The sequence below is a fragment of the Paenibacillus algicola genome, assembly GCF_005577435.1.
GTDB classification, from domain to species: domain Bacteria; phylum Bacillota; class Bacilli; order Paenibacillales; family Paenibacillaceae; genus Paenibacillus_AQ; species Paenibacillus_AQ algicola.
In genome coordinates, this window is record NZ_CP040396.1 from 4,395,260 (window position 1) to 4,417,314 (window position 22,055).

The 22,055-nt window shown below is 50.1% G+C and carries 19 protein-coding genes; 12 read left to right on the forward strand and 7 right to left on the reverse strand.

The window, feature by feature from the left end; genetic code table 11:
* Positions 1–31 precede the first annotated feature (31 nt).
* Together E6C60_RS20390 and E6C60_RS20395 are read right to left on the reverse strand one after the other, a co-directional pair.
* A complete protein-coding gene (locus E6C60_RS20390) occupies positions 32–4,414 on the reverse strand; it encodes an AAA family ATPase (protein ID WP_138227480.1) in 4,383 nt (1,460 codons plus the stop codon).
* 55 nt (positions 4,415–4,469) lie between these two features.
* Positions 4,470–5,585 carry a GGDEF domain-containing protein gene (locus tag E6C60_RS20395; protein ID WP_138227481.1) on the reverse strand — a complete coding sequence of 372 codons (1,116 nt, stop codon included), beginning with the start codon at positions 5,583–5,585 and terminating at the stop codon, positions 4,470–4,472.
* 248 nt (positions 5,586–5,833) lie between these two features.
* Between E6C60_RS20395 and E6C60_RS20400 the strand changes: the two genes are divergently transcribed.
* On the forward strand, positions 5,834–6,583 hold the full coding sequence (locus tag E6C60_RS20400) for a hypothetical protein (RefSeq protein WP_233281082.1): 750 nt from the start codon (positions 5,834–5,836) through the stop codon (positions 6,581–6,583).
* Positions 6,584–6,691: 108 nt separating this feature from the next.
* The gene (locus E6C60_RS20405; RefSeq protein WP_138227483.1) at positions 6,692–7,189 is read left to right on the forward strand and encodes a lactoylglutathione lyase family protein; all 498 of its coding nucleotides are present in this window, start codon (positions 6,692–6,694) and stop codon (positions 7,187–7,189) included.
* Positions 7,190–7,373: 184 nt separating this feature from the next.
* Here the strand turns inward: E6C60_RS20405 and E6C60_RS20410 are convergent, their stop codons facing one another.
* Positions 7,374–8,555, reverse strand: coding sequence for a stalk domain-containing protein (locus tag E6C60_RS20410; protein ID WP_138227484.1), 1,182 nt, complete (start codon positions 8,553–8,555; stop codon positions 7,374–7,376).
* 368 nt (positions 8,556–8,923) lie between these two features.
* Here E6C60_RS20410 and nikA point away from each other — a divergent pair, with 368 nt between their 5' ends.
* From nikA to E6C60_RS20435, 5 genes are read left to right on the forward strand one after another with little or no spacing between them, the layout of a single operon-like run.
* The gene (gene nikA / locus E6C60_RS20415; protein WP_138227931.1) at positions 8,924–10,474 is read left to right on the forward strand and encodes a nickel ABC transporter substrate-binding protein; all 1,551 of its coding nucleotides are present in this window, start codon (positions 8,924–8,926) and stop codon (positions 10,472–10,474) included.
* Positions 10,471–11,430 carry a nickel ABC transporter permease gene (nikB, locus tag E6C60_RS20420; RefSeq protein WP_138227485.1) on the forward strand — a complete coding sequence of 320 codons (960 nt, stop codon included), beginning with the start codon at positions 10,471–10,473 and terminating at the stop codon, positions 11,428–11,430. The genes nikA and nikB overlap by 4 nt, the downstream gene beginning before the upstream one ends.
* Entirely contained in the window at positions 11,427–12,263 is an 837-nt protein-coding gene (gene nikC / locus E6C60_RS20425) for a nickel transporter permease (protein ID WP_138227486.1), read from the forward strand. Before nikB ends, nikC begins: the two co-directional genes overlap by 4 nt.
* Positions 12,260–13,069 carry an ATP-binding cassette domain-containing protein gene (locus E6C60_RS20430; protein ID WP_138227487.1) on the forward strand — a complete coding sequence of 270 codons (810 nt, stop codon included), beginning with the start codon at positions 12,260–12,262 and terminating at the stop codon, positions 13,067–13,069. Before nikC ends, E6C60_RS20430 begins: the two co-directional genes overlap by 4 nt.
* Entirely contained in the window at positions 13,066–13,827 is a 762-nt protein-coding gene (locus E6C60_RS20435; protein WP_138227488.1) for an ABC transporter ATP-binding protein, read from the forward strand. The genes E6C60_RS20430 and E6C60_RS20435 overlap by 4 nt, the downstream gene beginning before the upstream one ends.
* A gap of 39 nt (positions 13,828–13,866) precedes the next feature.
* Here the strand turns inward: E6C60_RS20435 and E6C60_RS20440 are convergent, their stop codons facing one another.
* Positions 13,867–14,601, reverse strand: coding sequence for a class I SAM-dependent methyltransferase (locus E6C60_RS20440; protein ID WP_138227489.1), 735 nt, complete (start codon positions 14,599–14,601; stop codon positions 13,867–13,869).
* 163 nt (positions 14,602–14,764) lie between these two features.
* Here E6C60_RS20440 and E6C60_RS20445 point away from each other — a divergent pair, with 163 nt between their 5' ends.
* Entirely contained in the window at positions 14,765–15,205 is a 441-nt protein-coding gene (locus tag E6C60_RS20445) for a DinB family protein (RefSeq protein ID WP_233281271.1), read from the forward strand.
* Positions 15,206–15,310: 105 nt separating this feature from the next.
* Here E6C60_RS20445 and E6C60_RS20450 read toward each other — a convergent pair whose 3' ends face one another.
* Positions 15,311–17,059 carry an ABC-F family ATP-binding cassette domain-containing protein gene (locus E6C60_RS20450; protein WP_138227491.1) on the reverse strand — a complete coding sequence of 583 codons (1,749 nt, stop codon included), beginning with the start codon at positions 17,057–17,059 and terminating at the stop codon, positions 15,311–15,313.
* A gap of 273 nt (positions 17,060–17,332) precedes the next feature.
* On the opposite strand from E6C60_RS20450, the gene E6C60_RS20455 reads away from it, so the two are divergent.
* The gene (locus E6C60_RS20455) at positions 17,333–17,683 is read left to right on the forward strand and encodes a nucleotide excision repair endonuclease (RefSeq protein ID WP_175415444.1); all 351 of its coding nucleotides are present in this window, start codon (positions 17,333–17,335) and stop codon (positions 17,681–17,683) included.
* Between the two features lie 191 nt (positions 17,684–17,874).
* Here E6C60_RS20455 and E6C60_RS20460 read toward each other — a convergent pair whose 3' ends face one another.
* Positions 17,875–18,771 (reverse strand): AraC family transcriptional regulator, encoded by an 897-nt coding sequence (locus E6C60_RS20460; RefSeq protein ID WP_138227493.1) that lies wholly within the window; start codon positions 18,769–18,771, stop codon positions 17,875–17,877.
* A 531-nt stretch (positions 18,772–19,302) separates the two neighbouring features.
* On the opposite strand from E6C60_RS20460, the gene E6C60_RS20465 reads away from it, so the two are divergent.
* From E6C60_RS20465 to E6C60_RS20475, 3 genes are all read left to right on the forward strand, one after another.
* Positions 19,303–19,503, forward strand: a complete 201-nt coding sequence (locus tag E6C60_RS20465; protein WP_138227494.1) for a YjzC family protein — start codon at positions 19,303–19,305, stop codon at positions 19,501–19,503.
* A gap of 166 nt (positions 19,504–19,669) precedes the next feature.
* The gene (locus tag E6C60_RS20470) at positions 19,670–20,941 is read left to right on the forward strand and encodes an AAA family ATPase (RefSeq protein ID WP_138227495.1); all 1,272 of its coding nucleotides are present in this window, start codon (positions 19,670–19,672) and stop codon (positions 20,939–20,941) included.
* Positions 20,922–21,620: an RloB family protein gene (locus tag E6C60_RS20475; RefSeq protein ID WP_217496359.1), complete on the forward strand. Its 699-nt coding sequence runs from the start codon at positions 20,922–20,924 to the stop codon at positions 21,618–21,620. Before E6C60_RS20470 ends, E6C60_RS20475 begins: the two co-directional genes overlap by 20 nt.
* A 258-nt stretch (positions 21,621–21,878) precedes the next feature.
* On the opposite strand, the gene E6C60_RS21060 is transcribed toward E6C60_RS20475, so the two are convergent.
* Positions 21,879–22,031 (reverse strand): hypothetical protein, encoded by a 153-nt coding sequence (locus tag E6C60_RS21060; protein WP_175415389.1) that lies wholly within the window; start codon positions 22,029–22,031, stop codon positions 21,879–21,881.
* Positions 22,032–22,055: the final 24 nt, after the last annotated feature.

Genomic DNA, 22,055 nt, shown 5'->3' on the forward strand with positions numbered 1-22,055 from the left:
AAAAAACACCTGCTTGCATGACCCTATGCATTTATTCTATGAGCTGAAGCTCTCTTGCTTTTTGAATGGCTTGCACACGCCTGTTCACCTGCAGCTTGCCATAGATTCGGTTCACATGAGATTTTACCGTCCCTTCCGTGATATGGAGAGAGGCCGCGACCTGCTTGTTGGACAAGCCTTCTGCAAGCAGCTGAACAATCTCCATCTCCCGGCGGGTCAACGGATCGACCAATACGGCTGGCTCAGACGTCTGTGCCTTCATGGCCTGCGGCTTCTGAACGTCACGTTCCAGACGCCCCAGCTGCTTCAGCTCTCCGTACACCATTCGCGAAAATACAAGCTCCAGCATATCCACCCGCTCATTGGTAAAAGCACCCGCCGTTAAATTGTTCTCCAGATACAGAATGCCCTCCTGATGGTTAGCATCCCGAATCGCCATGCACAGCATGGAGCGCGGCTTCTGCTGCACAATGTAGTCATCCTTCGCAAATATGCTGCTCCTGGCATCGCTCACGACGACCGGTTCTTTTGTCTGCTGAACGAACTGAACCACACTGGATGCGTAGCAGTCCTGGATCTCGCAGCCATGCCCTCCTCCGTTCAGCTCCAGTCTCGCTTCAACCGTCATCCTCCCGGACTCGCATAACAAGACTACTCCCCGCTCGGCGCCGGTAGTATGCAGCGCCAGCTGCAGGAATTTCTCCGGCAGGCGCCGCTCGGAGTGATCGTGATGCGAAAGACCCGCCATCTGCCGCAGCAGCTCCAAATCGAGCTCCCTGCCGAGATTAGCACTATGAAGAGCTGCTGATGCCAAAGCGAGCTTCAGGCTTGGCTGTAAGTCCGGGGCTTCGCCTTGCTCCGCTTCGCCGGATGCTTGAACCGTCAGCGCAGGGTGTGAAGCCTGCAGCAGCCTCACCTTTCCCAATGCGCCCCAAGCCGCATAGGCTTCGCAAGCTTTTTGCAGATAGGCTGCTTCCGAGGTTAGATCCCCCATTCGCCGACAGAGGCACGCAGCCAATTCCGCCGCAATGGCTGCTTCCCGAGCATCGCCGGCCTGCCGGGCATGCTCGATCGCCAGGTCGTAAAGGCGTAATGCCTTCTCGTTCTTGCGGCTCACTCTCGCGTACTCGGCCTGCATGATCTCGTATTTGACCAGTGTCGTGTCTGGCGAGGACTTGCTCCATGCTCGCATCCGGTTCATCAATCGGCGCAGGGTCGTTCGCTGATCCGGCTGCAGTCTGGATAATGGCGCAGCTTCGGCCATGAGGGCAAGGGCATGATAAAAGCTATATTTTTGATGAATCGTCACCATAATTTCTCTCTTGAAGCGCCCGGCCTTTTCGGCCAGAGTCACCGCCTCGGGATACCGGGAGTAAATAAAGGCGACCTCCAGCCTGCATGTATAATAATAGAACCAATTGCCCTTCTCTTGACGGCCGACCTCTGCTCCGGGGTGAAGCTTCTCCTCCGCCATATAAGGGATACGGAATTGCAGCGCCTGTCCTTCAATGCCATGCTGCAGCAGCTCGACGTAGCGTTTAGAGATATACAGCACTCGTAATGTGATTTGATCCAGCACTTGTCCGTACTGCTCCTCATAGGCATGCACGAGACGGTCCAGGTGCTTGAGCTCCCCATCACAAACCATCACGTGACAAGACATTGCATGGCCCGCACTCACGAGATCTCCGCATTCGAGGCTCAGCTGTACAGCCTGCTGAAAAAGAGGTGCAATCTGCTCGGCCTGGGCATGCTGCTTTACCAGCGCAGTAATCAGCCGAATCTTGCCCTTCAGCAGCAGGCTGTCCGACTGCTCGGCATAATGCCAGGCGGTCTCGGCAAGATGCAGCGCCTGCTTGTCATTTCTAAGGCCGAAGGCCAGCGCAATAGCATAGGAGCCCAGTGCAATAGCGAATGCATCCCCAAGACCCTGCTGCAAGGAACGCCGTACGTATTTGGCGAACATGACGACTGCGAGCTCCGGGTTCACGACATAAATCACAGTGCTCGAGACCATCACAATATCAGACAGCGCTTGATGCGCGGCATCATTCTGGCTCGGCAGGGTGCTCAGCTCCATGCGTTTATGCGTAAGCGCGAGCTGGGTGCGGGCGACTTCCAGGAGAATGGAGGCGCGGGATGTGGAGGAGGGGATGGAGAAGCCGAATTCCTGCATGGCATGGAGCGCGGTGTCTGCCGCCTTCTCCAGGCTCCGATGGAAGGCATACATCATAATCATAATCGTGTAAATCCGTGCTCGTACCTCTACAGCCTCAGTATGTAGAAGCAGCTGATGCAGATCCTCTTCAGCCTGCTTCCATTGTCCGCAGAAATACAGGCATTCACTACGCTCCAGCAGAAGCTGAACATACAGCCAGTCCGGCTCTGCCAAGCCTCCTGCCTCTGCCAGCTGCACCCCTGCTGTCAAGAGCTCCAGCGCTTGTCCATAGGCAGCTGCAGCTTTAGCAGCTATCCCGGATCTCAGATTCAGGACCGCCAGCTGCTCCGCTTCTGCCTGCTCTGCAATATGCTCCCGGCCCAGGTTCATATGATGCACGACCTCAAACAGCCGCTCCTCATCCCCTTCGGCGTGAAGTGATTCCCGCAGTGAGCGGCCGATGTCCAGATGAGCCTGCGCCTTCAGCTCTTCCGGATTCAGCTCATAGGCCGCCATCTGCACCTGATCATGGAGAAATCTCATTCGGCCCGGCTCCGGCATAAGCCATCCCTCGCTTACCGCGGGCGACAGAGCCTGGATCAGCTGCTCCAGACTGTCTTTTGTCACGAGCGCGAGTTTGTCCAGCTCGAACGACGCACCAAGGCAACCCGCTACACGCAAAACCTTGTGAGTAGGTGCGGGAAGATCCTGCACCCGGCTGCGGATCAGATCCGCTACCTGTCCATAGCCGGCCATTTCAGTCATCGCCTGAAGGTCCCATCTCCAGCACATCTCATCCGCATGGAACCACAGCCACTGCTTCTCATGGCAGGTCTCTACCATCTTGTGGATATACAGCGGGTTACCAGCCGTCTGCCGGTACAGTACATCCGCAAACGGCTGGAGTGCATCGCCCTCTTCCTGGAGCAAGTCGGAGAGGTAGTGCAGAACCTCGTGATAGGTGAGGCCGTGAACGTTCATGACCGAAACCCCGGCTGCGTCTGCTTCCGAGGTCTTCAAGAGCAGCTCCTGGAGCTTGTGCCCCTGACTTACCTCATGTTCCCGATACGTACCGATGATGACAACATGCTTCAGGGAAGAGTGCTGCCACAGCTCGGACAGCAGATGAAGCGTGCCGGAGTCCGCCCACTGCAGATCATCCAGCCCCAGCACCAGCGGGTGCTTCTCATCCGCAAATGCCTGAATCACCTTGCCGAACAGACTTCGGAAACGGTTCGTCGCCTCCAGGGGAGACAAGGGCTCCAGGGGCTGATGCTTTCCCAGCAGCCAGGATAGCTCAGGAATGACCTGAACCAGAACGCTTCCGCTTTTTCCTACGGCGTCCAGAAGCCTTCTTCTCCATGGCTCCCGCTGCGCTTCACCTGCAGCCATCCTCTGCCGGATCAGCTTCGTCACGGCCGCTATAAACGGAGCATAGGGCTTCGATTCCAGCAGCGGCTCACACTTGCCTGACGCGCTGTAGCCCCCCTGTTGCGATGCATCGTTCTGAAACGCTCTCAGAAGTGCAGATTTGCCGCTTCCTGTATGGCCGCCGATGAGCAGCAATTCCTTGGCGCCGCGAATGGAGCGGCCGTATATCTTTTGCCACGCCTGCCATTCCGAATCCCGGCCATAGAGCTTGGAAGGCAGACGCAGCACACTCCGATCATCAAGAGCCCCCAGTGAAAAAGAAGCAATCGTTCCCTCTGTAACCCAGGCATCAGCACAGATCCGGAGATCATCTTGGAGCCCGCGCGCGCTCTGATACCGCTCCTCCGGCGACTTGGCGAGCAGCTTCATTACGAGATCATTCAGCATCTTCGGGACCTGTCTCTGCCTGGACACCACCGGAACGGGCAGCATCGCCATATGAGCATGGGTCCATTCATGCATCGTGGCGGCCTGAAATGGCGTCTCTCCGGTCAGCCACTCGTAGAACAGAACGCCGAGCCCGTACAGATCGCTCCGATGGTCCGGCTGCCTGAACATGCGTCCGGTCTGCTCTGGAGACATATAAGCATATCTCCGCTCCGAGATCTCCGGCGGTGAATTTAGCCAATAGAGCTTCGCTTCGCTCAAGTCCCTTTGCAAGCCGATCTGTTCGGGGTCAATCCCGCAAGGGCCTGCAGACCACTGGTGCCGCTCATGGATGAGGTCTGCCATCTGCAGTGCCATTGAAAAAAAGAGGGTAGGCTCCATGACCTTCACATGCTGGTCCATGAAATCTCTCAGGGTCATATCCACAATTTCATTCATCGTTGTGCAGACCTCCTGTTGCCATTTCTTTTTCTACATACTTCTGGTTTCGCAATTATTTCCCCTCATAACTCCCGCACACCCGGTTGCGCCCTGCGCGCTTGGCTTCATACAAGCACTCGTCCGCGCTGTCGACCATCTGGTTGGGATCGCCCACGGTTTCCGGGTACGTGGCCACGCCGATGGAGATGGTGATGTTGATCCTTTCTTTGGATGAGACTGGAAAAGAGTGCGCCTCTACCGTCTGCCGAACCCGCTCTGCAATGTCCAGGGCTTGTGGATGAGGACAGTCCGGCAGAATGACCGAAAATTCCTCGCCGCCGTTTCGGGAGACGACATCGAAGGAGCGCGTGGTGCTCTTCAGGATTTTTCCCAGCTCGACCAAGATCTTATCGCCGATCGGATGGCCGTATGTATCGTTCACATGCTTGAAGTGATCAATATCGATGATAAATAGCGACAGCCGCTCCTTCTTATCCATCGCCTGGTGCATCAGCTCATTCCAGATTGCATCGAATTGACGCACATTATTGAGACCCGTCAAGAAATCGGTCGTGGATTCTTTTTCATATTTCAGGAGCAGGTATTGGGTTTTCAGAATATACTCCACAAAGAACACGGAGGTCAGGCCGCCGATCATCGAAATAACCCAGTAGGTAGGAATTAAAGAGGCCAGAATTGTGGCGTCCTGCACCAAATAAGTAATAATTACACTAAATACGACGTTGGAAAAAATAATCATCAGCAAGCCTTGCTTGTATTGATTCAGGTCGGGATATTTTTTTCGATGTACTTGCTGAACCCATATAAATCCGATCACCAGAATAGCCATCAGAACCATCGCCGCTACCGCCGAGGTTGTAAATCCGAATTCAAATCGACCCGCGATGATGAGGACGGCGCTGACCACCGCTGACATCACGCCTCCGAACAAAATGAGCAGCATCGGTGGGATAAACCGCAGATCAACGATCGTTTCTGCCGTGACTTGGATGGAAAAGCTCATCAACACGTACCCGAGAACCCCTCCCGCGACCCCATCGACAACAGCCGGGTAGAGTTGAAAATGCTGCCCCAGCGGAACAAACCTCCATCTGATTTGTAAGTAAATAAAGATCAACGCAATAAGAACACAAAGATTGATAAACAGATCATTGATTAACGACAGCAACCCAACCCATCTCCCTCTACAAAACGCGAATGTTGTCAGTTTGTGTTACATATATCATATTCGTGCCCTAGCGGCAACCGTTGTTCTCGCTGGTGCGGGGTAAGATGAAGGGACTCTAAGCCCCTTTGGCCGGTGCTTATACGATCTGGGGAGTGGTTAATGATGCACAAGGCAACACTCGGTGAAGGTAAAAAGGAACAAACCCGCGTCTAGTTACAGCTTATAATAGAAGAAAGGGGATGAGAAGCATGAACAGATACGGATATATGGCTGTGTTTGCCGGGGCACTGCTGCTCAGTGGCTGCAGTGAAGCGCAAAGCCCCCAAGGAGCGCCGCCTCCCCCGCAGCAAGAAAGTCCATCCGACCCGCCGGCGGAAAGCCCCGACGCAGTGCCGGATGAGGAAGTCGCCGCGGAGGAAGAGCGGGATCAGGAGTCCGATCAGCCATCGGCTGAGAAACCGGATGAGGAAAAAGCACCTGACGAGGGCATGCCCCCGACAGCCAAAGAGGCTGCTGTCACCGTAATGCGAGCCTTGAAGTCAGGCGATATGGAAGCTGTGGCGGCCTGGGCTCACCCGGAGAAGGGCGTGCGCTTCTCTCCTTATGCGCACGTCGATCTCGAGAACGACCAGACGCTGAGCCGGGAGGAGCTGACTGAGGCCCTGTCCAGAGATACAGCCCGGGTGTGGGGGCATTTCGCGGGAAGCGGACATGTCATTGAGCTGCCCTACGCGGAATACCACAAACAATTTGTGTATGATGCCCGCTTCCTGGAGGATGCGGAGGTCCATGTCAACCAGTCCATCGGCAAGGGGACGACCGTGAACAATCTGAACGAGGTGTACCCTGAAGAAACGCATGATTATGTAGAGTTCTATATTGATGGGGTTGATCCCCAATACGAGGGTATCGACTGGCGCAGCCTTCGCCTTGTGTTCGAGAAGAACGATATGGACCGCTCCCTCGTCGGGATCGTGCATGATGAGTGGACACCGTAAACAGGTCATAGGAATTATTCCACCGCCGCCGTTTGACGGCAAGCCCGAGCGTATATACTATGGAGGTTTAGGCCAATCAACAACCGCTAAAGATAAAGGAGATGAACCATGACTTATCCAAGAGCATTTTCACACATCGGTTTATCCGTGAGCGATGTAGAGCAAGCCGTCACCTTTTATCGTGACGTGATGGGCTGGTATGTCGTTATGCCGCCGTCAGACATTGTGGAGGACAACGATACCGCGATCGGAATCATGTGCTCCGACGTATTCGGCAAGGGCTGGGGGTCATTCCGTATTGCACATATGGTGACCTCCGATGGGATTGGAATCGAGATATTCCAATTTCCGAATCACGAGAAGCCGGACCATAACTTTCAGTACTGGAAGTCGGGCGTATTCCATTTCTGTGTTCAGGATCCAGATATTGAAGGGCTGGTACAAAAGATCGTGGACCATGGCGGCAAGCAAAGAATGCCTATCCGAGAATATTATCCGAATGAGAAGCCGTACAGAATGTGTTATGTGGAGGATCCCTTCGGGATTATCTTCGAGGTCTACAGCCACAGCTATGAGGTAACCTACTCTTCAGGAGCCTATCAATAAATCTTGACGCCGTAAAAAAGGGGATGCTCCCCAAGTGCTTGCTGGTCTCATCAGACTCGCACTTGGGAGAAGCATCCCCTTTATTCTCATGGGAGCGCACAGGGCGCTATTGATTTCTAGCCCAGGCCATGTCGTTCATATCATGGCTGATATTGCATAAGCTCCGTGTTACTTGATCTCCGTATTATTTGAATTCCTTATTCATCAATCGTACGCCATCCCGGGTGCTTACCGGCATAATCTTGTCTTTTCCTTGATCGTTAATATACTGCATCACTTGCCCCAGAATTTGCGGAGTCGTCTCATATTCCCCTAAACGCTCTTCTGTAATACCGTGCAGCATAATAATGACCCAGGATTTCTCTTCAATCGCCCGATCGATCCAGCCCTGAATCGTGGAGAACTCTGTCGTATTCACAACAGCAAAGGATTTCAGCCAGTGCGGATCGTAGTTGTCCGCGCGGTTGGTATCCCTGTTATAGACACGAACACCATCAAAGTATTCTACCGCGATGGCTCTCACCGCATCATTATAGTCAGAGTTCGGGATCGCAATGGTGGACACCTCTCCAACTAAATCTTCTAATATAAATTTGCTGGTCTTAAACTCTTCGCGGATCTCCGCTTCCGTGCTGCTCGTCAAAAACGGATGGGTCTGTGTATGTGATGCAATCTCAATCCCGAGATCATGCGCGGCCCAGATTTGGGAGCTGTTCATAAATCTCTGTTCGCCGGAGTAAACCTTACCCCCGATAATATTAAACGTCCCCGCCATGTTATACTTCGAGTGCAATGGCAGTGCATTGTTATACGAACTCAGAAAACCGTCATCGTATGAAAACGTAACCAGGGCTTGGCCTTTGTACAGCTTTTCATTCAATGGATCAATTTTGCTCATGTCTTCGATTGGAACGGCAGCCGGTGGTACAGGCTCCGGGGTTGCTTGCGCAGCTCCGCGGCTGGATACAGATACCATACGGTCGGCACTGCTCCACTTCACCTCTGCACCGAGCGCTTCGCTGACGAAGCGGATCGGGACGAGGGTTCGACCGTTCATCACGACTGCTTTTTGCGCCAGCTTGACCCCTGCACCATTGATCGTGGCCGCAGCGGAGCCGATGGTCAGATGGACGACGGTGTCCTTATGAACGGCTTTAATATTTTTACCGGTTACACTCAAGCTTGCGCCAAGGGACTCAAATATCCCTCTCAAGGGAACCAGGACACTTCCATTAATCATCTCCGGCGGCTGGTCATAGGATTGCAGGGCTCCGTTCACCTTCACTCGAATCGGGCTGGCTGCAGATGCAGGCATCGAAACGAATAAGAAGGAAACCGACAGTAGTAACAGCAATAGCTTCTTCATGTACTTCCTCACTTTACCAAGTATTAGGTACTAATGTACCACTATATGGTAGTGTAGCACTATATGGAAGGATGAACAATAGTTTCAGCTGCTTCCATATTCTTTTTCCTTATCCCTCTGATGAAGGCCATGCGTACTTACGCAAGTGCTGCCCCATATGCATAAGCTGCCATTCATGATACTCCTCTGTCATGACGTGAAATCCGAGACGCTCCCAGAAGGAAAAGGCTCGGCGCTCCTGCTTGAATCATATTCACTGAACCTTCCCCTTCTATGGATTACATTGATTAATCGTAATGATTACATTATAATCAAATCCTAATCGTAACCATTACTTCTAGGAGGCAACAATCTTGAACATCTTGAACATGAAGAACCCCCGTAAGATTTTACTCACCCTTATCTTTACGCTTTCCCTTTCGTTGCTAAGCGCATGCGGACAAGCCCGTACCTCTGAGCCCGGTTCTTCAGAAGATAAGAAGCATATTCGCTTCCTTTATAATTTCTCTACAAGTTCGTTAGACCCCCACCTCGGCTCCAGCTATGTCCCGCTCAACGCAGGCATCACGGAAACTCTGGTCAAGCTGGACGAGGAGCAGCTTACGGTAGCGCCGTGGCTCGCTCAGTCTTGGGACAGCGAGGACGGACAGCATTGGAGCATTGAGCTGCGCCCGGACGTCACCTTCCAGAACGGTAAACCGATGACGGCAGAAGCCGTCAAAGCTTCGCTGGATCGGGCGCTGAAGGAAAGTGTGGCGATCAAGAATGCCCTGAAGATTGATACCATTGAAGCGGACGGACAGAAGCTGAGCATCAAGACGGTGCAGCCTTTTCCTGAATTTATATCCGAGCTGGTCCACCCGAACACTTCTATTATAGATGTAACAGAAACCGACTTCGTGAATCGTCCCGTAGGTACAGGACCCTTCCAGCTGAAATCCTTCTCCCCCGGAAGCAAGCTGGAGCTCGTCCGCTATGATCAATATTGGGACGGCGCATCTCCGCTGGATACTGTCGATTTTATGTTCAATGAAGATGCCAATGCCCGCTCGCTGGCACTGCAGTCGGGACAAGTCGATATTGTCTATCGTCCTGAGGTCAATGGACTGGAGATGCTGGATCAAGCAAAAGGCATTGCGGTACATTCCACAGCTACCTTCCGGGTGCACCAGATGACTATGAACCTGGAACGCAGCACCATGCAGGATATTGATGTCCGGCGCGCCGTTGATGCTTTGATTAACCGGGAGGAGATTGTAGCGTCGATCCTGCTGGGTTACGGCGAGACCGCCGTGGGCCCGTTCCTGCCTTCACTTCCGTTCGCGCCGTCCTATAGCAGCAACAGCCTGGAATCAGGTAAAGACGCCGCGGTACACTATTTGAGCCAGGCAGGCTATACGCTTCAGAACGGCAGTATGCAAAAAGAGGGCCAGCCTCTCGAGCTCACCCTGCTGACGTATTCTGCTAGAGCGGATCTGCCGCTGATTGCTCAGGTATTCCAATCCGATGCTAAAGAGATCGGCATTCAGGTGAATATTCGCCAGATTGATACCCCTGAAGAGTATATGGCTTCCAATCGGGATTGGGACATTGCCACATACAGTAACCTGACAGCTCCCCGCGGAGATGCGGGCTATTATTTGAATGCCACCTATCATCCTACGGGAGCGCTGAACTTCAGCGGGACTGAAGATAAGGCGCTGACTGCCTTGATTGATGAGCTGAACGTTACCGTGGATACAGAGAAGCGGGCTGAACTAGCTGAAGCGGCCGCTAATTATGTCCGGGATCAGGTGTACAACGCATTTGTCCTCCATCCGGCCACCATTGTAGCTTATAACGAAGACAAAGTTATGAACTGGGTGACGTCCAAAAGTGAATACTACATGATCACGAACAAGCTGGATGTGAATCTATGATTTCTTTGCTTTTTCGTAAATTCTCAGAAATGCTGATGCTGCTCCTCTTCATTACCTTCATCAGCTTTCTAATCCTTCGCCTTGCTCCGGGCGATCCGGTCCTTCAGCTATTGAAGGTGGATGAGCTGGCCGTAAGCCAGGAGCAGCTGGAGGCGCTTCGCGAGGACATGGGGTTCAATGAACCGCTGCTCGTTCAATACGGCCAGTGGCTGCTGAACTTCATCAGGCTGGATTTCGGGGAATCCTATGCTACTGGGCAGCCGGTCATGGAGATGATCCTTACAGGGCTGCCCGCCACGCTGGAATTAACCTTCAGCTCGCTGCTCGTCATGCTGCTTCTGTCTATTCCGCTGGGGTCACTGGCTGCGTTATACCGGAACAGCTGGCTGGATCATGCAAGCAGAGCTTTGTCCATTCTAGGAGCAGCGATCCCCAGCTTCTGGCTCGGCCTGCTGCTCGTCGATCTGTTTGGTGTCCGGCTCGGGTGGCTGCCCACGATGGGGAGAGATGGCTTCACCTCACTGCTGCTGCCCTCCTTCACGCTGGGCATCGCCATGTCCGGCGTCTACGTCCGGCTGCTGCGCTCCAGTCTGCTGGATTCGTTAAGCCGGGAATTCATCACTGCAGCAAGGTCGCGCGGGCTGTCTCCTTCCCGCGTGTTTGTCGTTCATGCACTGCGCCATAGCCTGCCTCCGGTCATTACTGTATTTGGTGTCAGCCTTGGCGGCCTGATTGGCGGCGTCGTTGTCATTGAGGTGATATTCGCTTATCCGGGCATCGGCAAGCTGGCTCTAGACGCGATTAAACAGCGTGATTACCCGCTGATCCAAGGATATATTCTCGTGATGGGGATCGTTGTGTTCATCGTGAATACTGCAGTGGACCTGTCGTATCGCTTCTTGAATCCGGAACTGACATCGAAGCTGACATTGAAAGCAAAGGACATTTCACCATGATCAGGATCAAAAGCTTCCATAAGCACACTTGGCGCTTCATTGTATTAGGAATTGTAATCTTTGCGATGATGTCCGCAGCCCTTTACACATTCCTGTACCTGCAGCATGACCCGAATCAGACCGATTTAAGCCAAAAACTGTCAGCCCCTAATTGGTTTCATCCGCTGGGCACCGATCACTTGGGACGGGATGTACTAACCCGGCTCTTGCTGGGCGGGATGCAGACTGTCGGCTACAGTTTGCTCGCGTTAGCAGCCTCCCTGCTGATCGGCATTCCCATCGGTTTGCTGTCCGGCTATCGGCGGGGGCTTACCGATCGCATCCTCATGAGGATTGCCGATGCTTTTCTGTCATTCCCGGATACCCTGGTGGCGATTCTGCTCGCCGGTTTGCTTGGTGCCAGCATCCATAACCTGATTCTTGCCGTCGTCATTATTAAATGGGTTAAATACGCCCGCCTGGTGCGCAGCACCATCCTGACAGAATCACAGAAGGACTATGTTCTCATGGCGAGAAGCCACGGCTTATCGGATGTTCGCATCATGTACAAGCACCTGCTTCCGCATATCATGGGCAACGTTCTCGTCATGGCCAGCCTGGATCTGGGCAAAATCATACTGCTCATCTCCGCCTTCTCCTATATTGGCCTGGGCGTTCAGCCGCCATCCCCGGAGTGGGGAGCTATGCTGAATGATTCCCGCCCTTATTTTCAATCCAGGCCCGAGCTTATGCTTTACCCCGGACTGGCGATAGTTACCGTGGTGCTGGCGGCGAACCTCGCTGGTGATTTTTTCAGAGATTATTTTGATGTTAAAAAGGAGGTGCAGCCGTGATTCTGTCCATAGACCAGCTCACCGTACGCAGCGGACAGCAGAATATCATTCAGCAGGCCTCCCTCTCAATTCCGAAGGGCGCGTGGTATGCCCTGGTGGGACAAAGCGGCAGCGGCAAAACCTTGCTCGCACAGGCTCTCGGACAGATGCTTCCTCCGAATCTGACCGCCAGCGGCCGCATTCAGTTCAAAGGTGAGGAGCTGCTGGGCATGGCCCCAGAGCGTATTCGCGCCCTGCGCGGACGCTCCATCTCTTATGTGTTCCAGGATTACCATGGCTCCTTTACGCCGTTTCGCCGGATTGGGCAGCATTTTGACGAGGTGCTGAAGACGCATACGACAGCCTCCCCTGGAGACCGGAAGCGTCAGGCGCTGGAGGCCCTGGTCTCTATAGGGTTAGGAGAAGAGCTCTATAGCAGCTATCCCTCTCAGCTAAGTGGAGGGCAGCTGCAGCGGGTGTCCATTGCGCTGGCCCTTCTGCTCTCACCGGATCTGCTGATTGCCGATGAGATTACGACCGCGCTGGATAGCGTATCCGGCCATACCATCCTGCAGCTACTGGCCAGCAGGCAGCAGCAAACCGGCTGCACCATTCTGTTCATTACGCATGACTGGCGTCATGTGAAGCGGTATGCCGACCGCATTGCCGTCATGAAGTCAGGGGAGATCGTGGAGTCGGGCAGCAAGCATGTGCTTCTTGACCACCCCAAGCATCCTTATACGAGAATGCTGATTCAAAGCTCGCCTACATTACCGACCCCGAAGGGCTACCTTCTTTCCGGTCTGAAGGAAGTGAATCCGGAATGAGCTTGTTAACAGTGAACCAGTTAACCAAGTCTTATCAGCAGGGCCAGCCTGCGGTGCATAACATGTCCTTTGAACTGCAGCGCGGGGAAAGTCTGGGACTGGTCGGGGAAAGCGGCTGCGGCAAAAGCACCTTGGCCCGCTGCTTGCTGCGTTTAGAGGACATCGACCGTGGTGAGATCCTGCTGAACGGCGTTCATATGGAAAAGCTGCACGGCCGCAAGCTGCGGCCGCTGCGCCGGCATATCCAGATCGTGCTGCAGAATCCGGCCGCCGCACTCAATCCCAAGCTGACCGTCAGGGATAGCTTAGTCGATCCCTATGAACAGTTTAAGCAGGAGCTTGCTCTGAAGCATTTTACAGTACCGTCCCTGGACCGTTATGTGCAGCAGCTGCTGGAAGCCGTTGAACTCCCGGCCTCGCTTGGCAGCCGGTACCCGCATGAATTAAGCGGCGGTCAACGCCAGCGGGTCACCATCGCCCGGGCCATCAGCATCGAGCCGGAATTAATGATCCTCGATGAGCCGACCGCCAGCCTCGATGTCTTATCCCAAGGTGCTGTACTTAAGCTGCTATCCTCCCTGCAGGAAAGCTTGGGGCTGTCGTATCTGTTCATCTCGCATGATCTCGCGGCCGTCTATCAAATGTGCCCGCGCATCCTCGTGATGAAGGACGGCCGCCTGATCGATCAATGTTCACGGGAGCAGTTATTTCATGAGGAGCGCCATGCCTATACGAAGGAATTGGTTTCGATGTATTGAAGAAGGCGTAATAATGCGGAGGATACGCTACGCTCTATCCTAGCTCTTCACTGCTGAAATTAATAAGAACATGGGGCGGCGGAATTCTTCTTGCCAGGCAGGATTGTTATCCAGCATCTCTTGGCTCGGTTGAAGCTCGGAAAGCCTTGTCAGTCTAAAACCGGAATCTATTAATGCATTGACTTGGGTGGCAACACTACGATGGTATTTGACTACATTCTTTTCCAAGAAATTGGACTGCCGTAATCCTTCCTTGTGGTAGTTATCGACAGGCCAATGAACTTTCTCACCATCCGGGCTGTAGCACCAGTCTTGGGCAGCTAACGCGGTAAAGATCGGATGTTCAACCGAGAAAACGAAAGTCCCTCCAGGTGCAAGGCAGTGATACACTTTACGGCAGATCGTGTCGAAGCACTCCACATAATGAAGCGCTAACGAACTGATGACTACGTCGAATTCCTCTTCCGCAAAATCAATGTCTTCAATGGCGAGATGCCGATACTCAATCTGAGGATCGACGGTCATTGCTTTAGCGCGCTCTAACATGTTCTCCGAGATCTCCACACCAATGACGGACCTGGCCTGACGTTCGCGCACATAGCGACAATGCCAGCCAAAGCCGCAGCCAAGATCAAGTACTCTTTGATCACGCAGTTCCGGAAGCAGTCCGCGGAAGGTGCTCCATTCTCCAGCAGCATCCAGCCCGCCAAGCGAGCGAGGCAGCTGACTATATTTTTCGAAAAATTCTGAATCATCGTATTTATTCTGTTTCACAGTAACCGAAGCCTCCTATCTTCAAATAGCAATGACCATCTATTTATTTAGCGGATTTTATTACATAATATTACCGTAGGTTAGGCTTGAAATAAAAACGGACTACATGGTTACCAAAGGAGCATACGAGATGAACGTTTATTGTATGGGTGTTTTGAAAGAGATGGATTTGGCAATACACTCTATCGTCAAATTGATCGACATGCTCAGCGAAGAAGACCTGAACTTTAGGCCGACGGAAGGAAAATGGTCGATGGGTGAGTTACTCTCGCATATGTCGGTAATATGTAAAGCTGATTTCCTGATCGGTGCAGGAGCTTCAGAGGAGGAGATGGATCAATTCTACGAAGAAGCTGAGCCCGAAGTCAATCGGAAAGCCATCACTGAGGCCTTGCTTCACAATTATGCTTATCTAAAAGAAGGCATAGCCAAGTTAAGCGAAGAAGAGCTGCTTCAGGAAAGAACTTCGTACTTTGGAGTGGTTCATTCGCGCTACGAATGGCTGCTGGATACTCAGGCACACCTGTTTCATCACCGGGGGCAGCTGCATTCCATGATCGTTCATAACCTTAAGCTCGAGCCAAACGTTCCGTTGTTCGAGTAAGTTTAACAAGAGGAGCTTCGCTTATAGCGGAGCTCCTCTTGTCCAATATTCTATGATTCTTGCCGGAATGTTCCAAGCTTGTGGCGCACACTAGAGCGAGAGCGATTAGAGCGCAGACAGCCGCTTGATCCATCCCTCCAGCTCGTCGACCAATCCCTTGGCTAGCTCAAAATCCATCTCTTTCAAGGCCAATTCGATTTGCATTTCAACGGACTTTTTCTTTTGCTCCGTTTCTAGGTAGTCTTTATTAAAATGACTCGCGTAAATCATCTGTCTGAATTTTCGCATACTCATTTTACGGATGGTCTGATGCTCCACGATCAGCACATAGTCCATCCCGTTGACGACGGAATAGAAATCATGCGAGACCATTAGAATCGCACCTTTATAGTTAAGGATGGCTTTTTCGAGCGCGATCTGTGTGTAGACGTCCAGATGGCTTGTGGGTTCATCGAGCAGCAGCAGATTGGCTTGACTGGCCGCGACCTTGGCCAACTGGAGTATATTTTTTTCTCCGCCGGACAGCGATTCGATCTTTTGCTCAAGAATCTCTCCCTCAAAGCCGTAGCTCGCTAAATACGCTCTGACCTCGTCATACGTGTTGAATCCGGCGTCGATGAATTCATGCAGGATCGTGTTGGCATCTTCCAGTGTTTCGCCTTGAAGCTGAGATAAGTACGCCACTTTGGCATCCTTGTGGACTTGAATCGACGGATGCTGGTTTCGGAAAATATCCCGCAGCAACGTCGTCTTCCCGGTCCCGTTTGGACCGATGATCGCGACCTTATCCGTGGATTTGATCTCGAAGTGCACGTTATCCAGCAGCAGCTCGTCAAAGGCCACGCTATAGTGATCTACTTTTACGAGTACATCGTCTTCCATTTCATGCTCCAGCCCGAAGTGGATATCACGCTGCTTGATCTCGACGAACGGCGCTTTGATCCTGCGCACTTCCAGTCTCTCCTGGAACCTCACTCTGGCCTTTAACGCCCGGCCTCGGGATGCTTCTGAATTGTAAGTCGCGATCGCTCTGAGGTTGTCAATGATGTGATCATATCGCTCGATCTCTTCGGCTTCAGCGGCGGCGATCTCCTGCAGCTCGATTTTGGTCTGAAGCAGCGAGAAATGGTATTCGATATAGCTTCCGTCGAACTCTTGAATTTCTGTATTCTCCAGGTGAATGATTTTGTTGAAGCAATGATTTAAAAGATAGCGGTTATGCGTAACGACGAGCAGCATGCCTTTGTGGGAGTTGATTAATTTTTTGAGCGCATTCAAATTTTCGAAGTCCAAGAACACATCAGGCTCGTCCATAATCATCAGGTCCGGGTTTGTAAGCATCTCCTTCATGACCTGAATCAGCTTGAACTCTCCGCCGCTTAACGAGGTTACGCTAACGTCTTTGAGCTTCGCCAGATTGGCTAGATTCAGCTTCTTATGAATCCGGCTCTCCGCATCGTCCCCGCCCATGGATTCAAGCGCGTCCAGCGTGAGCTGGTATCTCTCCATCAGGGAATCCATATCATGAGTGGTCGCCATTTCAGCATAAATTGCGTTAAGCTGCTCCTGGAGCCTTGTAAATGCTTCACTCATATATTCAAAAACGGTCATGTCCGTTGCCGGGTCCACCTGCGAGAACTGACTAACGTACCCGATTCGACAGCTGGGATCGATCTCCAGCTTGCCGTCAAACACATGCTTGTCCGGGTCCATCAGAATTTCGATCAGGGTGCTTTTGCCGCTGCCGCTGGTTCCGATAAAGGCGCAATGCTGCCCTTCCTCGAGCGTGAACGAAATGTCGGTATACAGTTCCTTTTGCGGGAACGAGAAGGATAAATGTTCAACTTTAATCATGGTCTTACCTTTCCTGGTAGCTGAAATGGGGTTGATTAGAAGTGCTGCAGCCTCTCCACTGTGGGGGTCTGCCGCACCTCAGATTAACACTGTTTGCTGCTAAATTCAATGCTTGAGACTGCGGGTTTGATAAGGGTTATGCATGCTGCTTTCATGTATGACTGCATGGGTGCCGCTTATTTTTTCAAGACCTAGCGCAGACTATTCTGTAAGAGACGAATGAGGGGGATTGTGGTACGATAACATTCTATACGGAAAGAGGACGTGATAAAGCTGATAACGATTACGATTCCAACCCCAGAAGTAACGATCTACAAGCAAGAATATCCGGAGTTGAGCCATATTTACGGATTTACGGACTTCCACCTCATCACCAGGGAAAAAGGCGGCATCTTCATGTTCTATAACGACCAGGATGAGCTGCTCTTTGTCGGAAAGGCCCGGAAGCTGCGGCAGCGGATTAAGAAGCACTTTGAGGATACCGTCTCGCCCATCAAGAATCACCGAAATGAAGTCGTGAAGATCGAAGTGTATATCGTAGATGATCCTGTTGAGCGAGAGATTTATGAAACGTATGTGGCGAACAAGCTTGATGCTAAGTACAATGAGGACAAATTAATCTGATGTATCCATATTGATGCGCAGGAGCAATGTGCTGGTCCTAAATAGGGCAGGCACGTTGCTTTTTTTAGTATAGGGTGGCTTGAGGTTAGAGGGAAGTGGGCTCGATTTTTGATCCAAGATTATGCTAAGCATACCATGTCAATTGTCAGTGCATCGCTGTTAGACCATTTACTTATCCTCTTCTACACCAGTCACACTTTTTGAATTGCGAACCAGAGCTCAAAATAGTTGAGTCCGTCCTTCGCACCGTACATTTCAAATTGAATCCCATCCACTTGTTCATATCCAGCGGTTGGAAGCCACTCGGTATAAATACGCTTATAGAGTAATTTGATCGTCTCGCCGAACTGCTCCCAAGGATGTGGATCTGACGGGAAGATCACCCATGTATACGTGGGAATAGTAACTGAGGTGTACCCGTCCGTATTGCTGTCTTCGTCTTTGAAGGCGCAAAGCATGTACGGGAACGTGTCCTGTCCGGTCTTCCGGTAGCCGCATATCGCATTTACAGAATATAACTCTTGTCTGACAAACGATGGCAAATTCCCTGCATTCGCTTCAAGCCGTTTCACTTCTCCATTTGCATGGCTCTGCTCCCACAACTTCGCGGGAGTCTGCGGAACTTCACCGCCACCATCTAAGCGAAATACACCTTCAATGCCGAACACTTCAAAGCTATCCTTTGTTTCAATCCGATAATTCATCGCCTCTGCCCCTTTAACTGTGATAAGGAAGGACAGACGAGGATAGGCTTTAAGCGCAATCCCTTCGTGACGGGCCATTGTTGGAGTGATTCCATGCAGCGCATGGAACGCCCGCGCGAACGACACTGGAGATTCGTAACCATACCTAAGCGCGACATCAACCACCTTAGCCAGACCATCGTGCTGTAGATCCAGCGCAGCTAGCGTCAGCCGTCTCCGTCGAATGTATTCCGCCAGTGTCACATCTGTAATGAACGAAAACATTCGTTGAAACTGATAGGAAGAACAGCAGGCCATGTGGGCGGCTTCCTTCAGCTCAATCTCCGCAGTCAGGTTTGTTTCAATATAGTCTATTGCCCGATTCATCCGCTCCAGCCACTCCATCTCAACCCTTCCTTTCAAATATAAGTATAGACAGAATGGAGCAGAGCTTCGCAACAACTTGTGCCCAAAAAAGTTGCTTTTCTTTAGACGTTCTAAGTCGAGGTGAGGTCGTATTCACGGCATGGTTTTCACTTAGGTACAGAAATGACTTTAATCCCTTGAGATCTAAAATAGCTAAAGTCCTGGGTGTTGAAGTTAATGGTAGCGTAATTCTTAAATTCCTTGCCATAGTAGCTTACCACCTTCTTTGAAATTTCAGATATAACCATTAGACAGACTTTCTTGTACGAATCAATCTCCTTGACAATTCTTCGTTCCTTTTTTTGAAAAGAACAACTCTTAATCGTTATCCTAAACTCCCTCTCCATCACACGAAAATTTCGCCTTGGTTGTGATACGGTTCGGCAGATCATCTCTAAGGCTAAATCATCATGAATAAAAAACATACGTATTTGCTATTTCTTGCGTTTATCGATACAATTTATAAGAACACATATTCCCATTTTCCGTATTTATAGGAGGTGATAAATTATGGCAATCGGAGATCGCTATAAAACAGGACAACGTTCTCCCGCAAATGCATACTACGCATGGGATGGTTACACCGATGGAACAAACTCTCCTAGGCCAACAGCCGAAGAAATGAAAATTAGGCTGGAGAACGGCGAAGTATTTCCACCTATTAACTCTTGTGACAAAGGTGCCTTTTGGAAAATGACATCTTATGCATGATCTTGAGTATAAGCAAGACTTCTATAGAGAAGTCTTGCTTATTTATTGATATTACATATCCCGGTTTAGATTTTTTCGTAATTTTAGGTTTATTTTTCGGACATATCATATATAATAACTGATAACAGAGATTTTTTCGAAGTTAGTTTGTTTTGGAGGTGGTATTATGCTAGTTATGTTTCGATGTAAAAACTTTTCTTCGTTTCGTGACGAGGTCGTTTTAGATATGCGCGCTACTTCATATACCCAACACCCTTCACACATAATAAAGCATGATTCAGTAAACTTATTGAAAACGTTAGCGATTTATGGAGCTAATGCGAGCGGCAAATCAAACCTTATTAGTGCTATGCACTGGTACGAGCGGATAATTTTTAGCCACCTATTTCAAGGAAATCAGTCTGAGCACATGAATGAAGAATTAGACTCAAGAAAATTGACATCAATACAACCTTTCTTGCTAAGCGAAAATAATGATTCCTGTATTGAGTTAGAAATGGTTTTCCTTCATCAAAATAAATTATTTCAATACGGTTTCTCCATTCAAGAATCACTTATCTTATCAGAATGGCTTACTGTGGATAATACTAATGTATTTGACCGTGATAATAAGGGGATTTCTTTTGGTAAAAAATACGAGGCTCAATTAAAAAACTTTAAAAAATATCGCGAAGATCGTCTTTATCTTTCTGTACTTGATTATTTTGCAACTGATGAGATGAAAGAAACAGTTGATTGTTTCAAAGACTATTTTCGTAACCGATTTAATGTCCACTTTGAATTAATTCTCGAATCCAGTATCAAAGGCACAGTAGATTCATGGTCACATTCCAAGCGTCTTGTTCAAGATGACATGTTTCGTTCAAAGGTAGCTGAATATATAAGAAAAATCGATGTAGGAATTGACGATATAAAAATTGAAAAAGAGTGGGTCTTAAATAAGAAAACGGGACAAAAAGAACAAGAACCTTTAATTAAAACGATACATTCTGTGTATAATGAAGCAGGCCTAAGGGTAGGCAGCAAAGCTTTTGACCTTCCTCAAGAATCATCTGGGACATTGCGGTTTCTTTCATTCATACAGGAGATCTTAACACTAATTGAAAAAGGGGGGGTCTTTGTTATTGATGAATTGTCAGCCAGACTCCACCCGTTACTTACAAAATTCATTGTTGATATATTCCAATCTGATAAGAATCAAAATCAAGCTCAACTAATCTTTACTACTCATGATACATCTATCTTGAATAAAGACCAGTTCCGTCGAGATGAAATTCTGTTTGTTGACAAGAATGAATTCGGTGCCTCCACGATATATTCTTTAGCTGACTTGAAAACGGTCCGGCAAGATGCCACTTACAACAAGGACTACTTCAGCGGGAAATACGGAGCAATCCCTATTTTCCAATCAGCAGAGAATGGAAATGGTGGTGACTGACATCGCCCGGTTAAATCCTTCCGTTCCAAGACAAATCGAAACTCGTCCTAGCAACTTAGGTAAGGTGCTTCTTATCTGCGAAGGCCCTACCGAGGTCTTATATTTTGAGCATTTTGCTGACATCATTCGCAGGAATCAAAATAAGTTTGCACATCTAGATATAGAATCCATCCCAGCAAAAGGTAACGCCCAAAGAGTATTGAATTTCGCTGAGGAGTTTTTGCAAGAGGAGACTAACCTTCGTAAGTATGCACTGTATGAAAAGCATCTTGTTTTCGATTGCGATGCTCCAACTGATATTGAGCGGGTTATCATTGATATGCTCTCGTCAACTAATAATTATATACTGTCTCTAACGAATCTGTTATTTGAAACCTGGTTACTTATGCATTTTGAACAGGTCGAACCCATCTACTCAGATACAAAAACAAAAGTTGGGAATCGGCTAGAGGCTGCATTAGGTAAAGAGTATACAAAAGCTGACTCTGGTCTTATTCGACAGATCATTGGAAATGGCGATAACTTAAGAAATGCGATTTCGCATGCATACGCTCTCGAAGAACGTTTCAAGAATCAAAATCTTAGTTTGGAAAAAGACATCCAGAAAATGAATCCTTTCACAACGGTTCATTCTCTTATGGAAAGAATGTTATATGAGATGGAAAGGTCAGAAACGTAGTTGTCGTCCTCTCAACTACATCTGTAATGGCGAATCATAGTACTTTCTTGTGCGTTACTATGATTCGCCTTTAATATGATATGTCCCCACCTATCATAAGTCAGGCTAATTCACTTTTGGTATTATTGGGCGTATCATTCTAAAGGCGAAATTAACAAACAGACATTCACAAAAGATAAATAAAAATAGAGCAGGTAGAAGCTGCAGCTGGAGCTCCGATACGACCAGGCCGAGCCCGTCTCCTACGAGCTCGTTCGCTCACTGATGGGCCGGTTCCACGTCCTCCTCCGCCACTCGCCGTTCCCGCAGCGTAAGACCCTGCTGCACCTGATAGTGAAAAGGATCACGCTGGACGACAGGAAGCGCGTCGGCAGCGTCGAGCTCGCCTTCAACGAGGAGACCGAGAAGCATTTTTTAAGCGTAGCCCCTTCTACT

Bases quoted from the DNA above. Each gene is read 5' to 3' on its own strand.
- E6C60_RS20390 (WP_138227480.1), bottom strand. From the start codon at position 4,414: ATGAATGAAATTGTGGATATGACCCTGAGAGATTTCATGGACCAGCAT.
- E6C60_RS20400 (WP_233281082.1), top strand. From the start codon at position 5,834: ATGAACAGATACGGATATATGGCTGTGTTTGCCGGGGCACTGCTGCTC.
- E6C60_RS20405 (WP_138227483.1), top strand. From the start codon at position 6,692: ATGACTTATCCAAGAGCATTTTCACACATCGGTTTATCCGTGAGCGAT.
- E6C60_RS20410 (WP_138227484.1), bottom strand. From the start codon at position 8,555: ATGAAGAAGCTATTGCTGTTACTACTGTCGGTTTCCTTCTTATTCGTT.
- nikA (WP_138227931.1), top strand. From the start codon at position 8,924: ATGAAGAACCCCCGTAAGATTTTACTCACCCTTATCTTTACGCTTTCC.
- nikB (WP_138227485.1), top strand. From the start codon at position 10,471: ATGATTTCTTTGCTTTTTCGTAAATTCTCAGAAATGCTGATGCTGCTC.
- nikC (WP_138227486.1), top strand. From the start codon at position 11,427: ATGATCAGGATCAAAAGCTTCCATAAGCACACTTGGCGCTTCATTGTA.
- E6C60_RS20435 (WP_138227488.1), top strand. From the start codon at position 13,066: ATGAGCTTGTTAACAGTGAACCAGTTAACCAAGTCTTATCAGCAGGGC.
- E6C60_RS20445 (WP_233281271.1), top strand. From the start codon at position 14,765: ATGGATTTGGCAATACACTCTATCGTCAAATTGATCGACATGCTCAGC.
- E6C60_RS20450 (WP_138227491.1), bottom strand. From the start codon at position 17,059: ATGATTAAAGTTGAACATTTATCCTTCTCGTTCCCGCAAAAGGAACTG.
- E6C60_RS20460 (WP_138227493.1), bottom strand. From the start codon at position 18,771: ATGGAGTGGCTGGAGCGGATGAATCGGGCAATAGACTATATTGAAACA.
- E6C60_RS20465 (WP_138227494.1), top strand. From the start codon at position 19,303: ATGGCAATCGGAGATCGCTATAAAACAGGACAACGTTCTCCCGCAAAT.
- E6C60_RS20470 (WP_138227495.1), top strand. From the start codon at position 19,670: ATGCTAGTTATGTTTCGATGTAAAAACTTTTCTTCGTTTCGTGACGAG.
- E6C60_RS20475 (WP_217496359.1), top strand. From the start codon at position 20,922: ATGGAAATGGTGGTGACTGACATCGCCCGGTTAAATCCTTCCGTTCCA.
- E6C60_RS21060 (WP_175415389.1), bottom strand. From the start codon at position 22,031: ATGCTTCTCGGTCTCCTCGTTGAAGGCGAGCTCGACGCTGCCGACGCG.